This is a genomic window from Hydrogenobacter thermophilus TK-6, from assembly GCF_000010785.1.
Taxonomy (GTDB): domain Bacteria; phylum Aquificota; class Aquificia; order Aquificales; family Aquificaceae; genus Hydrogenobacter; species Hydrogenobacter thermophilus.
The window spans coordinates 1,305,506-1,319,911 of record NC_013799.1 but is presented as its reverse complement, the minus strand read 5'-3'; the positions used below and the strand labels follow the sequence as shown (position 1 = coordinate 1,319,911).

17 protein-coding genes are annotated in these 14,406 nt (G+C 44.4%); 5 read left to right on the top strand and 12 right to left on the bottom strand.

Annotation, left to right across the window (positions count from 1 at the left end):
• Nucleotide 1 precedes the first annotated feature (1 nt).
• From HTH_RS07290 to HTH_RS07270, 5 genes are read left to right on the top strand one after another with little or no spacing between them, the layout of a single operon-like run.
• Nucleotides 2-3,775, top strand: a complete 3,774-nt coding sequence (locus HTH_RS07290; protein WP_012964075.1) for a PilC/PilY family type IV pilus protein — start codon at nucleotides 2-4, stop codon at nucleotides 3,773-3,775.
• On the top strand, nucleotides 3,760-4,287 hold the full coding sequence (locus HTH_RS07285; protein WP_012964074.1) for a pilus assembly FimT family protein: 528 nt from the start codon (nucleotides 3,760-3,762) through the stop codon (nucleotides 4,285-4,287). The genes HTH_RS07290 and HTH_RS07285 overlap by 16 nt, the downstream gene beginning before the upstream one ends.
• A gap of 3 nt (nucleotides 4,288-4,290) precedes the next feature.
• Complete coding sequence (locus tag HTH_RS07280) at nucleotides 4,291-4,878, top strand: prepilin-type N-terminal cleavage/methylation domain-containing protein (RefSeq protein WP_012964073.1); 588 nt, start codon at nucleotides 4,291-4,293, stop codon at nucleotides 4,876-4,878.
• Nucleotides 4,875-5,762, top strand: coding sequence for a PilW family protein (locus HTH_RS07275; protein WP_012964072.1), 888 nt, complete (start codon nucleotides 4,875-4,877; stop codon nucleotides 5,760-5,762). The genes HTH_RS07280 and HTH_RS07275 overlap by 4 nt, the downstream gene beginning before the upstream one ends.
• Nucleotides 5,717-6,247: a hypothetical protein gene (locus tag HTH_RS07270; RefSeq protein ID WP_012964071.1), complete on the top strand. Its 531-nt coding sequence runs from the start codon at nucleotides 5,717-5,719 to the stop codon at nucleotides 6,245-6,247. The genes HTH_RS07275 and HTH_RS07270 overlap by 46 nt, the downstream gene beginning before the upstream one ends.
• On the opposite strand, the gene HTH_RS07265 is transcribed toward HTH_RS07270, so the two are convergent.
• The 12 genes from HTH_RS07265 to HTH_RS07210 all read right to left on the bottom strand — a co-directional run bounded on the left by HTH_RS07265 (nucleotide 6,244) and on the right by HTH_RS07210 (nucleotide 14,403).
• Nucleotides 6,244-6,558, bottom strand: a complete 315-nt coding sequence (locus tag HTH_RS07265; protein WP_012964070.1) for a 4a-hydroxytetrahydrobiopterin dehydratase — start codon at nucleotides 6,556-6,558, stop codon at nucleotides 6,244-6,246. The two genes, HTH_RS07270 and HTH_RS07265, sit on opposite strands and share 4 nt — an antisense overlap.
• Nucleotides 6,537-6,971, bottom strand: coding sequence for a Fur family transcriptional regulator (locus tag HTH_RS07260; RefSeq protein WP_012964069.1), 435 nt, complete (start codon nucleotides 6,969-6,971; stop codon nucleotides 6,537-6,539). The genes HTH_RS07265 and HTH_RS07260 overlap by 22 nt, the downstream gene beginning before the upstream one ends.
• Nucleotides 6,972-7,110: 139 nt before the next feature.
• A complete protein-coding gene (locus tag HTH_RS10105) occupies nucleotides 7,111-7,248 on the bottom strand; it encodes a DUF29 family protein (RefSeq protein WP_232500420.1) in 138 nt (45 codons plus the stop codon).
• A gap of 74 nt (nucleotides 7,249-7,322) precedes the next feature.
• Nucleotides 7,323-7,565: a tetratricopeptide repeat protein gene (locus tag HTH_RS07250; RefSeq protein ID WP_012964068.1), complete on the bottom strand. Its 243-nt coding sequence runs from the start codon at nucleotides 7,563-7,565 to the stop codon at nucleotides 7,323-7,325.
• Nucleotides 7,562-8,071 (bottom strand): hypothetical protein, encoded by a 510-nt coding sequence (locus HTH_RS07245; RefSeq protein ID WP_012964067.1) that lies wholly within the window; start codon nucleotides 8,069-8,071, stop codon nucleotides 7,562-7,564. The genes HTH_RS07250 and HTH_RS07245 overlap by 4 nt, the downstream gene beginning before the upstream one ends.
• Nucleotide 8,072: 1 nt before the next feature.
• A complete protein-coding gene (locus HTH_RS07240) occupies nucleotides 8,073-9,395 on the bottom strand; it encodes a HAMP domain-containing sensor histidine kinase (RefSeq protein ID WP_012964066.1) in 1,323 nt (440 codons plus the stop codon).
• Nucleotides 9,385-10,059: a response regulator transcription factor gene (locus tag HTH_RS07235; protein WP_012964065.1), complete on the bottom strand. Its 675-nt coding sequence runs from the start codon at nucleotides 10,057-10,059 to the stop codon at nucleotides 9,385-9,387. Before HTH_RS07235 ends, HTH_RS07240 begins: the two co-directional genes overlap by 11 nt.
• Nucleotides 10,040-11,461: a hypothetical protein gene (locus tag HTH_RS07230; protein ID WP_012964064.1), complete on the bottom strand. Its 1,422-nt coding sequence runs from the start codon at nucleotides 11,459-11,461 to the stop codon at nucleotides 10,040-10,042. Before HTH_RS07230 ends, HTH_RS07235 begins: the two co-directional genes overlap by 20 nt.
• 1 nt (nucleotide 11,462) lies before the next feature.
• Nucleotides 11,463-12,035 (bottom strand): GTP-binding protein, encoded by a 573-nt coding sequence (locus tag HTH_RS07225; RefSeq protein ID WP_012964063.1) that lies wholly within the window; start codon nucleotides 12,033-12,035, stop codon nucleotides 11,463-11,465.
• A gap of 3 nt (nucleotides 12,036-12,038) precedes the next feature.
• Nucleotides 12,039-13,181 (bottom strand): DUF1049 domain-containing protein, encoded by a 1,143-nt coding sequence (locus HTH_RS07220; RefSeq protein WP_012964062.1) that lies wholly within the window; start codon nucleotides 13,179-13,181, stop codon nucleotides 12,039-12,041.
• Nucleotides 13,178-13,510, bottom strand: coding sequence for a ribosome silencing factor (gene rsfS / locus HTH_RS07215; protein ID WP_012964061.1), 333 nt, complete (start codon nucleotides 13,508-13,510; stop codon nucleotides 13,178-13,180). Before rsfS ends, HTH_RS07220 begins: the two co-directional genes overlap by 4 nt.
• On the bottom strand, nucleotides 13,507-14,403 hold the full coding sequence (locus HTH_RS07210) for an outer membrane protein assembly factor BamD (protein WP_012964060.1): 897 nt from the start codon (nucleotides 14,401-14,403) through the stop codon (nucleotides 13,507-13,509). The genes rsfS and HTH_RS07210 overlap by 4 nt, the downstream gene beginning before the upstream one ends.
• Between the last annotated feature and the right edge of the window lie 3 nt (nucleotides 14,404-14,406).

Here is a 14,406-nt window from a genome sequence, read left to right as displayed (position 1 = left end):
CATGAGGACAAAGGGTCTGCTGACTTTACTGCTTGCTCTCCTTGTATTTATGAAGGCGGGCGATGTAAAAGCTGCGTCAATGAGCCAGTACTGCTACATACCACCCTATGTAGGACAGGCAGTCTCTCCTAATGTGATGTTGGTCATTGACGTGAGTGGCTCCATGTCCTGGTGCGCTTATAACCCCGCAAGCGATAAAACTGGATGCTGTTATTCTTCCTCTGGATGCGGATGGACCTACACAGGCACAGAAGAGGGCTACTTTGACCCCAATAAAGTCTACAGGTATAACGGAAGCTATTGGGAAGAGACAACAGGAACGCCAGCAGCTTGTCCAAGATATAGAGGTGGTATAAATACGAGCAGAATTTACTCAGGTAGCTGTCTTAACTTCCTATACATGAGTAGGATGGACCTGGTGAGGTGGGCGCTAACCGGTGGAACGCTTGCCAGTTGCAACACAGGTGTAAACACGGGCAACTACCAGATAAAGAGGTGCGACCCTGAAGCTTACGGTACCCCTGGAGACCAAACCTCCTGCGACAACAACGGCTGTGTACTTGAGTCAACGAGTGGAGTGATGGTAAAAGTCCCCTGGGCAAGGATAAACCAGGCTCTTCTCTTCCAGCTTAAAACCCTTTCTCTTAAGCCACGTATAGGAGTGATGTTTTTCAGCGATGAAGGAGTTAGAGATAAAGCCAGCGTTTACATAGGAGACTTTACATCCTCTAACAACTATGATGCACTAAACCCTTACAAAAATGCCATAACCCATATAAACGTAGAAGACCCATATGGTGGCACTCCCACCGCTCCCGCTCTTTGGGATGTATACAACTACTTTTCCCAGAAGAACCCTCAGTACGGAGGACTTGCTCCACAATCTGGTGGTGGAGACCAGTGGAAAAACCCCATGTACCAGTGCTTTGACCTCAACGGTGATGGACAGTGTCAAGGCAGTGAGTTCAGACTAGTGCCATGTGCCAAAAACTTTGTGATACTTTTGACAGACGGTCAGTGGAACATTGGCGGTCCACCCGGCAGTGTAAATGTAGCATGCACGATAAATTACGGCTTTGAGCAGTACTCCGCAGACCCCGTTGTTCCAGCTTACTGGCTCCACAAAAAGGGCTTTACCAATCAAAAAACTAATATATCTTCACGGGTTGAAGCTCTTTACGGTATAGGTCTGTTTTTGGGTGGTACTGGAGCGCAGTCCTTAAAAAACGTCTCCATGTATGGCTCTTTTGATATAAACGGTCGCAACTGGCCTGATAGCCTGACGGGATATCCACAGGGTACTTGTTGGATGGATGACTGTAGTAATTATACAGGGTCTAATGGCAAAGGTAGCGGGTGCACTCCTCTTCCGACTTCTTCTCCTGACTGGGACAAGAACGGCGATAACGTGCCCGACACCTTTTACTCAGCATCTGACGCAAACCAGATAAAGAGCGCCATACTAAGCGCCATTCTGGACATTCTCAGGCGTGCCTCTTCTGGTTCTACCGTTGCTACTCTTGCAGGAAGGTCCAGCGTGTCTCAGGTGGTGGTCCAGGCCTACTTTTTGCCCAGCTATGTAAGGTCTGACGGCACGCAAGTTAGTTGGCTTGGATTTCTAAAGAGCTTCTGGGTGGATGTCAGGCAAAACCTCAGAGAAGATACAAACCTCAACAAGATACTAAACCTCGGTGTGGACCTCATATTCCAGCTCTTCTTTGACACAAACACCAACGAAACAAAGGCATCCCTCATAAGCAACATAGATACCTGCACAGTGGCAAACACAGTGAGTTTAAGCGAGCTAAAGCCTGTCTTTGACAGCGGGTGCTACCTTGCTAACACAAGCCCATCGGACAGAAATATATACTACAACAAAGATGGAACGCTCACATCCTTCACCACAGGTGAGGCAAGCTACCTTAGCAACATATGGAAGGTCTGCTCCAACGACCCAAGCATACTTTGCAAAAACAACTCAGACTGTTCTGGTGGTGGTACCTGCCAGCCTGCGGATGCCAGCTGTATCATCAGATACCTGAGGGGAGAGGACAATCCCTCTGGTTGTAATTATCCTTATGTGCAAAGAACCAGAACTGTTGATGTGGAGGACTTTTGCTCCGCTCTTGACATGAGCGGTAAAAAGGTGTGGAAGCTCGGAGACATAATAAGCTCCAGCCCAGCCATAGCAGGTCCTGACCCCCTCATGAACTACCACTTTAGATACAACGACAGCACCTACTACCAGTACATAAACTCAAGTCAATATAAAAACAGACCCATCATAGCTGCCATATCCGCCAACGACGGCATGCTCCACATCTTCAGGATAGGTTATGTGCAGCAGACACAAGAGCAGGACAATCCTGTAAAAGTGGTGAACTCAAGCACCGACTCAGGCAACAGCCTCGTGGGAAAGGAGGAGTTTGCCTTTATACCCAAGTCTGCGCTTCCTTACCTTGTGTGGTACGGCAACCCCAGCTACTGCCATGTGCCTACCGTAGACTACAGGATCTACATACTTGATGCCAAGATAAATGGAAACTGGCGCACTCTGCTGGTGGGTGCCATGGGCTTTGGTGGTAAGGCTATTGGTGTTGCTACCGGGCAAACCTTCAGCTCCTCCATCTTCGTGCTGGACCTTACCGACTGGCTAAACAACAACCTTAGCGGTCAGCCCACACTCCTTTGGGAAAAGCAACTTCCTGACAACACCCTTACCCTCTCCTTCCCTGCGGTGGCAAAGGTAGGCGAGAGCTGGTATGTGCTGGTAGGAACCGGACCTGCTTTCATAGACAGCAACAGCGGAGAGTCTTTTGCCAAAAATGCCTACATTTATGTTTTTAACCTTAACGATGGTAGCCTCCTTAGGAGCATAGATGTGCCCGTAAGTGGTGCTAATGTTGCGGTGGGGGACATAATGCCCGTGGATGTAAACAACGATTATACCGACGATGTTGCCTACTTTGGAGTTTATGGCATTAGGTCTAATACCGGAAACGTTTACGGAGCGCTATACAAGCTTAACTTCAGTGATTGGAGCATAAGTCAGGCTTTTGACTTTGGCTCTAACCCTGCACCGGTTTTTGGAGCGCCCAACTACACGCTGGACGAGAATAATAACTTCTGGGTCTTTTTTGGCACTGGCAAGTACCTTAGCAACGCAGACAAAAACATATCCTACACCAACTACCTGATAGGATACAAGGACGCCAACTGGAACGGCACAGGCTCTGTGAGCCTTAGCAGTCTTACAGACACAACGGGTCAAACCACTAGCATTACCAATCTACAATATACTCAGATGTGCATATGCGATGCAAGCGGATGCAGCAATAGGCAGGTGGTAGTAGATGCCAGCGGCAGCATGCCTGCGGAGGTCCCCGTCGGCTGGTACATAAGGCTTACCAACGAAGCCGTTTACTCTCAGCCTGCTGTGTTTGGTGGTGTGCTCAACGCTCTGTCTGCAGTCCTGCCAACAGACATGTGTTCAATGGAAGGAAGCTCTAAGCTTTACTCTCTTTTCTTCAAGAGCGGCACTCCACCATCCAGACCCAGCATACTCTCACCCTATGCGGTCCAAGATGGTCAGCTAAAGCAGTCTGTATCCCTTGGAAGAGGCGTGCCACCCTTCGGACAGCCCTTCCAGATTACCGCAGGCTCCGGCAAAGAGTTTCAGTCCTTCCTGCAGGTGTCTACCGGCGTGATACTCAAAGTGCAACAACAAGCAGCGTTAAACTATGAAGGCAGGTTCCTGCTATGGATAGAAAAGTAAGGGGTTATACCATCACTGAAGTGCTTATAGTGATAGCTATTCTCATGATTCTCTCTGGCTTTGCCTTTTTGTGGTTCAGGAATTTGGTGCTCAATCAGAGGCTAAAGGCCAGCGCGGATGGTGTGATGAATGTTCTTGAGACCGCACGGCTGTACTCTATGACGGGCAGAGGTGCAAAACCCTGGGGAGTGGTCTTTAACGACAGATCAAACACCTACACTCTCTTCAGGGATGATAACTCTAACTGCCGGTTTGACGCAGGGGAAGCGGTGAGAAACTACAGCACAGAGCCCGGGGTCAAGATATATACCGACCTTGTAGTGGTCTTTGACAAGAAAGGCTATCCCAGAAACGCCATGTGTGGAGTTGGTCCTGCGAGCATAACTGTGAGCATAGACGAAGACATAAAAAATATTCCAGACAACAAAGCCAGCAGAGTCATATGCATAAGCAGTTTTGGAAGGATAAGGTACAAAAGCGATGACGAGGGTGCTACATGCAGGGAGCAGTGAGCCATGAGATATAGCAAAGGCTTTACCATCATAGAGCTTCTTGTTGCCATGCTCATACTTCTGTTTGTGATGCTGGGCTTTCTGGCGGGGCTGTTAAACTACATGAGGTTTTCCTTAGATGCACGCATGAAGGGTGCCATGGACAAGCTGGTAAAAGACTGGTCTGGATACCTTGAAAACGTGCCATACAACGCAACCGCCATAGCTAACGCATCTCCCAGCTTTGACAGTGGCGCCTGCGACCCTACCACTAACCAGTGCAGTTTTGAAAGCATAGACTCGGATGGTGATGGCATCCCGGACTTTTACGACCCATATAACGGCAACAACAATAACTTTTGGAACAATCCCACCAGCACCGCGCCATGGCTGTGGGTGAGTCCTACTAGCAGTGCAGGCTTGCCCAATCCACCCCCCACTAACTACACGGTGGCTGAAAGAAGGCAGGTGTATGTGGGCATAACCGTTGCAACTCTGACACAGTCTGGCAAGGAGATAGGCAAAGCTTTTGGTATTACCTCCTGGTACTTTAGCCCCACAAACAGGCAGTATAAGTATGAGAGCACACTTCTTATAAAGAGGAAGCCATGAAGAGAGCTTTTACGCTGGTGGAACTTCTCGTAGTTATGGCTATACTTCTCATAATCGGCGCAGGGCTTTTCTACGCTTTTAGAACCGTCTTCAGGCAAAGCACCACTCAAGCGCTGGTGGCAAAGCAGGAGCAGGATGTGCAGTTTATCACCTCAACGCTGGTAAACGAGCTCTCCACCGTAGGCTTTGGCATAGACAGAAGCAAGCTACAAGTGCTAAACAATGGCACAAACCTTTCTGATGTTGGCAATGCGGTAATAGCCATAAACGGCAGTCAGATAGCCTTCCTGAGCCTTGCCACAAGGAGGGACACTAATGCAGGATGCTGGGGTGTGATGGACGCAGGAGGAAACCTCGCTACGCAGGCAAGGAACTACCTCTTTAAAGATTGCGACTCCTCTAGGTGGGGTCTTCCTGATGATACCTCCAGGGTAGTGTGCCTGGACCCAGCCAACAAGGCACTGAAGACAGACTGCAAGAACACTCTTGTGTTTTTTAAAGGGGATAAAGACTATCCTGCAGATTTTGTAACTCGCTACTATCTAGACAGCAGTCCTACTGCATCCAAACTCTGTGCAAGTGGTACTTTAACGCTTTTTAAGCGAGTAGGCTCAGATACTTCTCAACCCCTCGTAGATTGCGTAGGAGCTTTTAGGGTAAGGTACATAACAAACCAAGGTTATGCTGACTCTGTTTCTGACATAAACAGTCTTGTTGGCATAAGGCTTTGCATGCTCTTGCAGGTGGGAGGAAGGCAGAGCATGCAGTCAAACATAGAAAACTTCACAGACTCATGCGGGGGTTCGATAGTTATACCTAACGAGTGGAGGTATTACAGATGGGCAAAGGTAGAGGTGGACATTCCCTTGAGAAACATAAGGTAAGGGGTGTGGCGCTGGTTTCGGCGCTAATCACCGCGGTTATAGTGCTTATAGTCCTTATAGGTCTTTACTTTTTGCTTTCAAGACTCTTTGAAAGCTCAGAGGCTGTAAGAACTTACTCCTCCGCAAGGGAGGCAGCAGTATCTGGAGTCAACTATGCCATCACCACCGATGTGTTTGACAGGATAGTATACAACCAGCCGTGCCCGGATGGCAACCCTCCATGTCCAACCAGCGGACCGCTAACTTATAACTGCTGTTGCACTCTAAAGCTTAATTTTAGGCTAAAAGGGTCTACCAACTTGTTTGACAACACCGTCAGAGTCTGCTTTGCGGGCTACAAACCACCGCCGGGATATCCCATAACAGGTGTAGCTTACAGCAAGCTACCTCCTGGCAACAAGGGCTTTATCTTTTCCATAATCTCCGATGTTACCGACCCTCAAAATGTGCATAACGCACGCATAGAGGCTGTTTATACACCTTAGATGGGTTTTATGCTAGCTATCCTCTCTATCTCTTTAGCCAGTGTAAAGTCCTTTTGTGTTATACCTCCAACCTCATGAGTCTGGAGTTTTACCTTTAACCTTTTAAAAGACAGCTCAAGGTCAGGATGGTGCCAGTAGGCTTCTGCCAGATAAGCTATGGCATTAGCAAGAAATACCGTCTCCTTCCAGTTTTTTGTAAAAAACTCTCTGATTATAAAACCCTCCTGGTAGTGCCAGTTTGGAAGTTCTCTGCTTATGATATCTATAACCTCAGATGGCGAGAAGGTGTTTAGCTCTCTCTCTTCTGACATTCGGGACACACCCCATAAATGTGGAGGGCATACTTTTCAACCCTGTATCCTTCTATGTATTGAGGAGGATACCAGTTTATGTTTAGCTGGATGTCCTTTATGGCTCCACATCTGGTGCATATAAGATGGTGGTGGTCTTCCGTGTTGGCATCGTACCTTACAGAACCTCCCCAATAGGCTACTCTCTTGACAAAGCCGAGTTCTTCAAGAGTTTCCACCGTTCTGTAAACGGTGGCGAGGGATACAAAGGGATACCTCTTCTTTACCTCGTTATAAACTTCCTCTACCGTAGGGTGGTCCTCTCTATTCAGAAGCACCTCATAAACCGCCACCCTCTGGGGTGTGATTTTGAGTCCCATACTTTTACACTTATCTATAAACCTCTCAAGTTTGGCATCCATATCCTTAACCATAGTAGCTTAATAATATAAAGTATTTAGAAATGATTTTCAAGATATTTTGGTTTAAGACTTTACCTCCTTCTTTAAATCCCTGTTCATGGCTTCCTCATATGTGTATGGACATTCTTCTGGTATGTTAAACTCGTCAGGGTTATATCTGTTTCTCCTTACTCCTGAAGTTATCCCACTTGTATAGGTGTTCCAAAATTCTCGCAAGCTGGCTTATACAAGTATCAAGGTCTCTCCTTGCCATGTCCTCCATCTCCTCCAACAGGTTCTCCCAGTCCACAAGGTGGTAGGCTTTTTCTTTGAGAAGCTGCAGATTTATCTCAGCCCACAGATGACATAAAATATAATGCTTTATTACACTTCGTATATAACATCCAGCAGCTCTTTGGCAAGAGCAGGATTTATGTCCTTGAGTTTTTTGTATATTTGGCGTGCTTCTTCTATCTTTTTTAGCCTTGCGTAAGCTACGCCAAGCTTGAAGTTAAGGTCAGGATCATCTGGCTTTCCTTCCAGCTCCTTTTTGAGGTCCTCTATGTACTTTTCCAGCAAACCTTCTCCCATCCTGCTGAAGGGTCCTCTGTAATCCTTTTCCATCATGTTCCCGTACTGTAAAACCTAAATCTTAAACCCTTTATTCTATCCAAGTTGCACAAGAGCAGGTCTTCAATGTAAGGACTGTGGGATATTATAAGAACATCAAGTCCAAAGCCACCTTCCTCAAGCTCTCTTCTTGCTGACATGAGAAACTCCCTTAAAATTTCATCACACTCCACCTCAAAGGGAGCTCCCAAGAAGTGATGGCTCATTCCGAGAAAGCTACCGGGTTTTACCTTCACCATAAGCCTTATTGGGTTTAGAGCTTCTAAGAGCTTTTCCTTTGAGCTACAAAACTGAAGACCGAACATGAGCATGGCATCCGTCACTATGTACTTGGAGCTCAAAGTTATAAACTGTCTAAAACCTGTCTCTTTAAAGTCCATTTTGAGATTATCCCTCACTGTTTCTATCCAGTGGGGATGAGGGTTGTCCACAAGCCAGAGGATCTTTTCTGGATAAAAACGCTCCCTTTCCTCTTTACCCCAGATCATGATAGCAAGGGGCATTCTAATAAATATATCCCGATTTAGTGCATAAGCTTACCTTTGTACCGTATCCCACTTTACTATCAATATGCACATCAAAGTGATGAGCATCAGCTATAGCTTTCACTATGGTAAGTCCAAGCCCAAAACCTTCCTTATCCTGCGCTTCCCTGTAAAATCTTTCAAAGACCTTTTGAGTGTCCTTTATACCCCTTCCACTGTCCTCCACTACTATACATCCATTGGCGTAGTAAAGTTTAACAGTGCCTCCCTCTGGCGTGTATTTGTAACTATTTTCTATGAGGTTTCCCAGAGCTATTTTTAGATAATCTTTATTGGCGTGCACTTTAACATCCTCTCCCAGATACTCCACTCTAAAGTTATGGGTTTGTTTTATAAACTCGTACTCTTCGTCTATTTCCACAAATATCTCATTTAGGCTAACAGGTGAAAGTCTAAGAGGCATACCCGATTCGAGCCTCATAAGAAGCACCAGATGGTTTATGAGTCTCTCCATTTTGCCCACCTGCGTTGACATTTTCTTAATGACCTCCTTGAGTTTGGTTTCATTACTATAAACACCAATACTTATCAAATCAAGCTGTCCCTTTATGTAAGTGAGAGGAGTTTTTAGCTCGTGCGCCATAGCTGCTATAAAATCCCTCTGCCAGTCAAAGGTTTTTTGAAGTTTTATGAGCATATCCCTGTAAGCATTTTGAAGAACCCCAAATTCGTCCCTACTGTTGCTTTTCTCCACATGAACATTCATATTTCCCCTGTATACTTCCATTGAAATGCTGGTCAGATACCCCAACGGTCTTAGCATCCGCCTTATGAAGATCATGAGAACTAAAGCTATGAGCAGGGATATAAAGGAGGTAAAAAGTGTTATAAAAATTACCAAAGTCCTCTGAATACCCTCTATCTTCTCCATCTTCCCCAAAAGAACTAACTTATAATCGCCTATATTCTTAACTATAAAGGTGTACTCCTTCAAAATGCCCTTTCTGTTTTGCAGAAAAAATCTTATATCCTCAGGCGTTATCTGTGGGTCTTCACCGTCCAGAAAAGGTTCCTTGTGCTTTACCTTACCTTCTTTGTCTATTACTATGCTTGCCATCTCTCTGGAAACCACATCCGAAGCAAGAAGGTCTATGTATCGTGCAGGATTGGCATGCAGATTCTTATAAAACTCTACAGCGGGTTTTATCTGATACTCCATATAATCGTAAGTGTAATTGAGAAGAAGCTCCCTAACGGTAGCTAGGGTAAAGAGGGTTATGCTCAGCATACTCACCACATAGGCGCTTAAGAAAAAGAGGAGAAGCTTTAGCTTAACTGACATCTTGTGGTTTTAACATGTAGCCCATTCCCCTGACAGTATGAATAAGTTTTGGAGGTCTATCCTCCAGCTTATTCCTTAGGTTTTTTATGTAAACATCCACCACATTGGAATTTTCACCGTAAGAGGATCCCCAAACCTTTGCAAAGAGTCTTTCCCTGCTTAAGACCTCTCCTGCATGTTCTGCAAGCACTTTGAGGAGTTTAAACTCCCTGCTGGTCAGTTTTATACTGCGCCCTCTGTAATACACCTCGTAAGACCTCGGGTTTATCAGAAGATCACCTACTTTTATAATGTCCTCCTCTTCTTTTTTATACCTTCTTAGCACTGCATTTATTCTTGCCAGCACCTCCTTGAAGGAAAAAGGCTTGGTTATGTAATCATCCGCGCCTGCGGAAAGTCCTTCCACTTTATCTTCCACCTGAGACTTTGCGGTGATCATAATAACAGGAATATCCTTTACCTCCCTTATCCTGCTTAGTACCTTCATGCCATCAAACTTGGGCAGCATGATATCAAGAAGAATAAGATGGTAGTCGCCTTCTAAGGCTTCCCTCATGGCGGAAAAACCATCCCTTACCCAAACCACATGGTAACCTTCGTAAGTAAGCCCCTCCTTTATCATCTCTCCTACATAAGTGTCATCTTCAACGAGAAGCACTTTCATTGGGAAACTTTATAAACTCCTCCACATCCATGATTTTAAACACATCCCTGTATGGTTGTAAAGATACCTCCAAGTCCTCTTCCAGCTTCTTTTGCCCCAAGGTTCTGTATCCTATGTCCAAAAGTGTGGAGAGGAAGGCAAGGACAACATCGTCCTCTTCTTTTGGCCGCCTTCTGTACTTTATGGAACCTTCCTCGTACATAAAAAGGTCCGATGATGCTATCTGACCCATTATACTCTGAAGGGTATCGCTCGCGTGTTTGAGAAGTATACCATAAACAAGATTTATAAGAAACAGGTAGATAATAGAGGCCATATTACCCATGGGTTCGTATAAAATAAGGTCCACCCAGAAGGGCTTTTCTATTCTTAGCTGTGAAACAGCCTTTATGTGTGCTTGCTCCTCTTCAAGGATTCCTCTCATCTTTCCTTCTTCGTAAAGTATGTTAACCTTTTTCTTAGGCATACGCACTACAATAAGACCGCTGCTCTTTGACCTGCTCATACCCATAAACACTTTACCCACCTCAAGAAAGTCACCTGAGAGATGGTTCATACTCTTGTTTTCCGAGTGCCTGAGCATGTAAAGATTCATGGAGGTTGCATCCATGCTTATCACACTTATGCGCATGGAAGTGTTCGGATTAATAAAAAACTCAAAAACATCGTAATTGATGGGGTATAAACTTATGGGTTTTCCTTTTACATAGTACATCTCAAACTCTTGGGATTGATCAGTTGCCTTTACAAGTCCAGTAAACTTGTTGAGTTGAAGGTTTTCAAGTATGGTAATTAAGTTTATCTTTTTGGCTTCCACATCCTTTATGACATATTCGGTTAAAAGCTTATGCCTATCTACATCCATTTGATAAAATTGATGGATATCTAAAAAGCCTTCTGAAAAAAGCTCTTTCACCTTGCGAAGGGTGTTCAAAATGCTATCCTCAGAGGATTTTATTATCTCATAAAGACTCTTTTCTTCATATTTTTCCATGCCTTCAAAAGGTTTTTGCACCTTTAAAACTGCAAAAGGTGTTATTATTTTCTCTATAAGATTTTTGAGCTCCTGAGAGACAAGTTGCAGTTGTAAAACAAGCTCCTCTGCTTGAAGAGGTTGTTCAAGAGCTATAAAGTTTTCTGAAGGTATATCTTCTCTGAAAGTAAAAAAACCTTCTGGATTTTCTAAAACTTCCGACATGTGATAAAAAAGTAGAGCGGTTCTGTTTTTTACATGGCTGGTATCCAGGGAAGGTACAGAAAAACCCTTTATATGACCTTTCTGTATGTGAAGTGATATAAAGCTCCCGTTGGAGAAAAAATCCAGCACTCCCTCTTTATTTACCAAACAGCTGTTTATCACATCTATCACATCTTGAGCAGTGCTTATATATCCCGACAGCATCTTAGCCCACCATCTGCTTTATCTTGTAAAGCATCTTACTGGTAAGCAGATTGAAGGTTTCAAGCACTCCTTCACCCTTTATAGCTGATGCGGACAGAGAAGTCATACCTTCGGAATTTATCTCCTTCTCCAAGGTATCAAAATCAAGCGCATTGGGAAGGTCCATCTTGTTGTATTGTATAACCATAGGGATGCTCTCGTAACTCTTTCCTACTTTCTTAAGGTCCTCTCTGAGAAGCTTCAAAAACTCTGCGTTTTCTTTAAGCCTTTCTCTCTGCGCATCCGCAACAAAAACTAAACCGTCCACACCTCTCATGACGGTGAGCCTTATGTCCGTGTATATGTCCTGTCCTGGTACGGTGTACAGTGCAAAGGATATTTCCATACCTCCCATATTCACTTTCTTGGTGGCAAAGTCAAATACAAGGGTTCTTTCACCGTGAGTGTCTATCTTCATAAGGCTCAGTCCTTCCATCTTGGAAAGCTGCTCAAGGTTGGTGGTTTTGCCCGACTGTGCAGGACCGTAATACACCACTTTTAGTTTTACGACTTTTTTACTTATGTCCAGTAGCATCTTCTATACCCCCCTTAGTGTTATATTCCCCCATGTGAGACACTTCTCACACATAGGTAGGTAATTATTATAACTCTCACCGCAGGAACACACCCAAGGTTTGTAAAGCTCTTGGAGCATCTCACCGCAACTTCTATCCATCTCCCTGTGAGACTCAAAGGCAGTAGCCATAAGCTTTATGGGCTGCGACAGCTTCTCCATCAAAGGTCTAAGCTGGGTAAAGAGGTGAAGCTTTATGTAAATCCTTGCCAGCACATCTGGGTTTATAAGCTCTTCCTTCTCTTTTATTATGTCCATTATCCTGGTAAGGTGTTCTTCATTTTGAGAAAGAATCGCAAGTACCTGATTATGCACTCCCATAGTAAAGGCTTTCTCTATCTGCTTTTTAGCTTCCTTAACATCCTCCTTCTCAAGCATATACTTTATCCACATAGCCTGAGAGTAAAAAGATCTGTGAAGATCCAAAGCTTTTTCTAAAAGGTCCTTTCTCTGCTGGGGCAGGCTTTCGGATGCGTAAGAAAGTATGTCCGATAGGATCCTTTTCTGGGTTTCTTTTTCCCACTTTTCACATAGCTTCAAAACACTCTCCTGATGTTTTATACAAGCCTCTAAGTCCTTTTCCAAAAAGCTTATGTTCCTCAAACTCTTCAGAGCCAAAAGGTTGGAGGAATCCTTAGAGAGAGCGGAGAGCAAGTACCCCTTTGCCTTCTCGTAATCTCTGTACCTTAGCAGCTTTAAGCCTAAGAAGGCATCTACAAAGCCAGCGTCTCTTTTGATATCCACCTCTTCCCCTCTGTAAATTTCCCCCCTTTCCGCAATGGCTTTTAGCAGGATCAGAGCTATTTCTTCATTCCTTCTTGATACCTTAGATAGCTCTCCTTCCGCTTTTTGGGGATAGCCACGAGCTAAGTAAGATATGCCTCTTGTTATACTCTTGGTAAAGGCAGTTTGCCTTATGTCTTTTACCAAAAAGTACAGAGCTGGCAACAGAAAGCCAACTGCAAAAGATACCAGCACTAATACAAAAAGGGGAACCTCGTATGTGATGCCTAAGAAGTTTAGCTTAACATAATAAGCGTGCTGTGCAACAAAGATAAGAAACAGGACGGTAAAAATAACTATAAAAAGCACCTTAAGGAAGTTCATACCTCAACCCTCCTTGCAGCTCCGTAGAGCCACTCCAAATCGTAGTATTCCCTCCACTCTTTTTGGAATATATGCACTATGGTGTCAAGGTAATCTATGAGTATCCAATGAGCGTTTTCTAATCCTTCTATGTGATCTGGCTGCAAGCCATGCTTTTTTAATTCTTCTATAATGTAGTCTGCAAGAGCTTTAGCATGAACAGAGGAGTTTGCGGAAACTATCACAAAGTAATCTGCTATGTTGGTGAAGTTAGAAACATCAAGGATCACTATATCCTCACCCTTTTTACTCTCAAGAAGTTCCCTTATAAGCTTTAGCTTTTCCGTCATCTCTTCACATACTTTTTGAGTTCCCTGTAATAAGTGTTCTCACCGTATATACTCTTATACCTCTCCATGTTTTTAAGCCCGTCTTCGTAGCTCTCCTCTGCTAGCTTTTTCCACCTTTGGACCTCTCCCTCAAGGAATTCTATCCTTCTCTGAATTGCCCTTTTGTCTTCCTCGCTTTTGGCATCCTTGAGGTGTTTTTGAGCTTCTTCAATCCATTTCCTATACTTGTCTTCTTGTCTTTTTGCCTGAAGTCTAACTAGCAGAAGAGACTTTATGTACCTAAAAGAGACCTCTACATCTGATACCTGCTCCGGGTAATTTATGAGAAGGTCTCTGTACCTTAATGACGCAGAGTAATAATAGCCAAAGTCTTCGTAAAATCTACCTATCAGGTATTCGTGTCTGGCAAGCTTCCTCTGTGCATCTTCCATAATAGCTCTTACCCTTTCCGCATAGGGACTTTGAGGGAATTTACTAAGAAAGTCCTTTACCTTATCTATAGCCTTGAGGGTGTAAGTCTGGTCTCTGTAGGGGTCGGGAGCTACCTTCATATAGCTATCCACCAGCATAAAGTATGCCTTCTCTGATTCGGACACGTCTGGGTAATAAAAGAGAAAGTCTTCAAAATAAACTACTGCATTTATGTAATCCTTGTTCATGTAATAGCTCTCCGCTATAACATACTTGGCATCCTTTATCTGCTGAGGGGTGAGATTTTCAAGGTACTTGAGGGCTTCCTTTAGTCTCTCAACAGCTTTTGAGTAATCTCTGTTGGCATAAGCCACCATTCCCTCCTGATAGTATTCTATTGCAAGCTTTGCCCTCTTTTCTTCCGTCATCTTGGCACAACCAAAGACAAGCGCCAAAAGGGTTATAAAAAGAATCCTCTTCATGTC

Coding starts and splice junctions, on each gene's coding strand:
- HTH_RS07290 (WP_012964075.1), top strand. CDS start 2: ATGAGGACAAAGGGTCTGCTGACTTTACTGCTTGCTCTCCTTGTATTT.
- HTH_RS07285 (WP_012964074.1), top strand. CDS start 3,760: ATGGATAGAAAAGTAAGGGGTTATACCATCACTGAAGTGCTTATAGTG.
- HTH_RS07280 (WP_012964073.1), top strand. CDS start 4,291: ATGAGATATAGCAAAGGCTTTACCATCATAGAGCTTCTTGTTGCCATG.
- HTH_RS07275 (WP_012964072.1), top strand. CDS start 4,875: ATGAAGAGAGCTTTTACGCTGGTGGAACTTCTCGTAGTTATGGCTATA.
- HTH_RS07270 (WP_012964071.1), top strand. CDS start 5,717: ATGGGCAAAGGTAGAGGTGGACATTCCCTTGAGAAACATAAGGTAAGG.
- HTH_RS07265 (WP_012964070.1), bottom strand. CDS start 6,558: ATGTCAGAAGAGAGAGAGCTAAACACCTTCTCGCCATCTGAGGTTATA.
- HTH_RS07260 (WP_012964069.1), bottom strand. CDS start 6,971: ATGGTTAAGGATATGGATGCCAAACTTGAGAGGTTTATAGATAAGTGT.
- HTH_RS07250 (WP_012964068.1), bottom strand. CDS start 7,565: ATGATGGAAAAGGATTACAGAGGACCCTTCAGCAGGATGGGAGAAGGT.
- HTH_RS07245 (WP_012964067.1), bottom strand. CDS start 8,071: ATGCCCCTTGCTATCATGATCTGGGGTAAAGAGGAAAGGGAGCGTTTT.
- HTH_RS07240 (WP_012964066.1), bottom strand. CDS start 9,395: ATGTCAGTTAAGCTAAAGCTTCTCCTCTTTTTCTTAAGCGCCTATGTG.
- HTH_RS07235 (WP_012964065.1), bottom strand. CDS start 10,059: ATGAAAGTGCTTCTCGTTGAAGATGACACTTATGTAGGAGAGATGATA.
- HTH_RS07230 (WP_012964064.1), bottom strand. CDS start 11,461: ATGCTGTCGGGATATATAAGCACTGCTCAAGATGTGATAGATGTGATA.
- HTH_RS07225 (WP_012964063.1), bottom strand. CDS start 12,035: ATGCTACTGGACATAAGTAAAAAAGTCGTAAAACTAAAAGTGGTGTAT.
- HTH_RS07220 (WP_012964062.1), bottom strand. CDS start 13,181: ATGAACTTCCTTAAGGTGCTTTTTATAGTTATTTTTACCGTCCTGTTT.
- rsfS (WP_012964061.1), bottom strand. CDS start 13,510: ATGACGGAAAAGCTAAAGCTTATAAGGGAACTTCTTGAGAGTAAAAAG.
- HTH_RS07210 (WP_012964060.1), bottom strand. CDS start 14,403: ATGAAGAGGATTCTTTTTATAACCCTTTTGGCGCTTGTCTTTGGTTGT.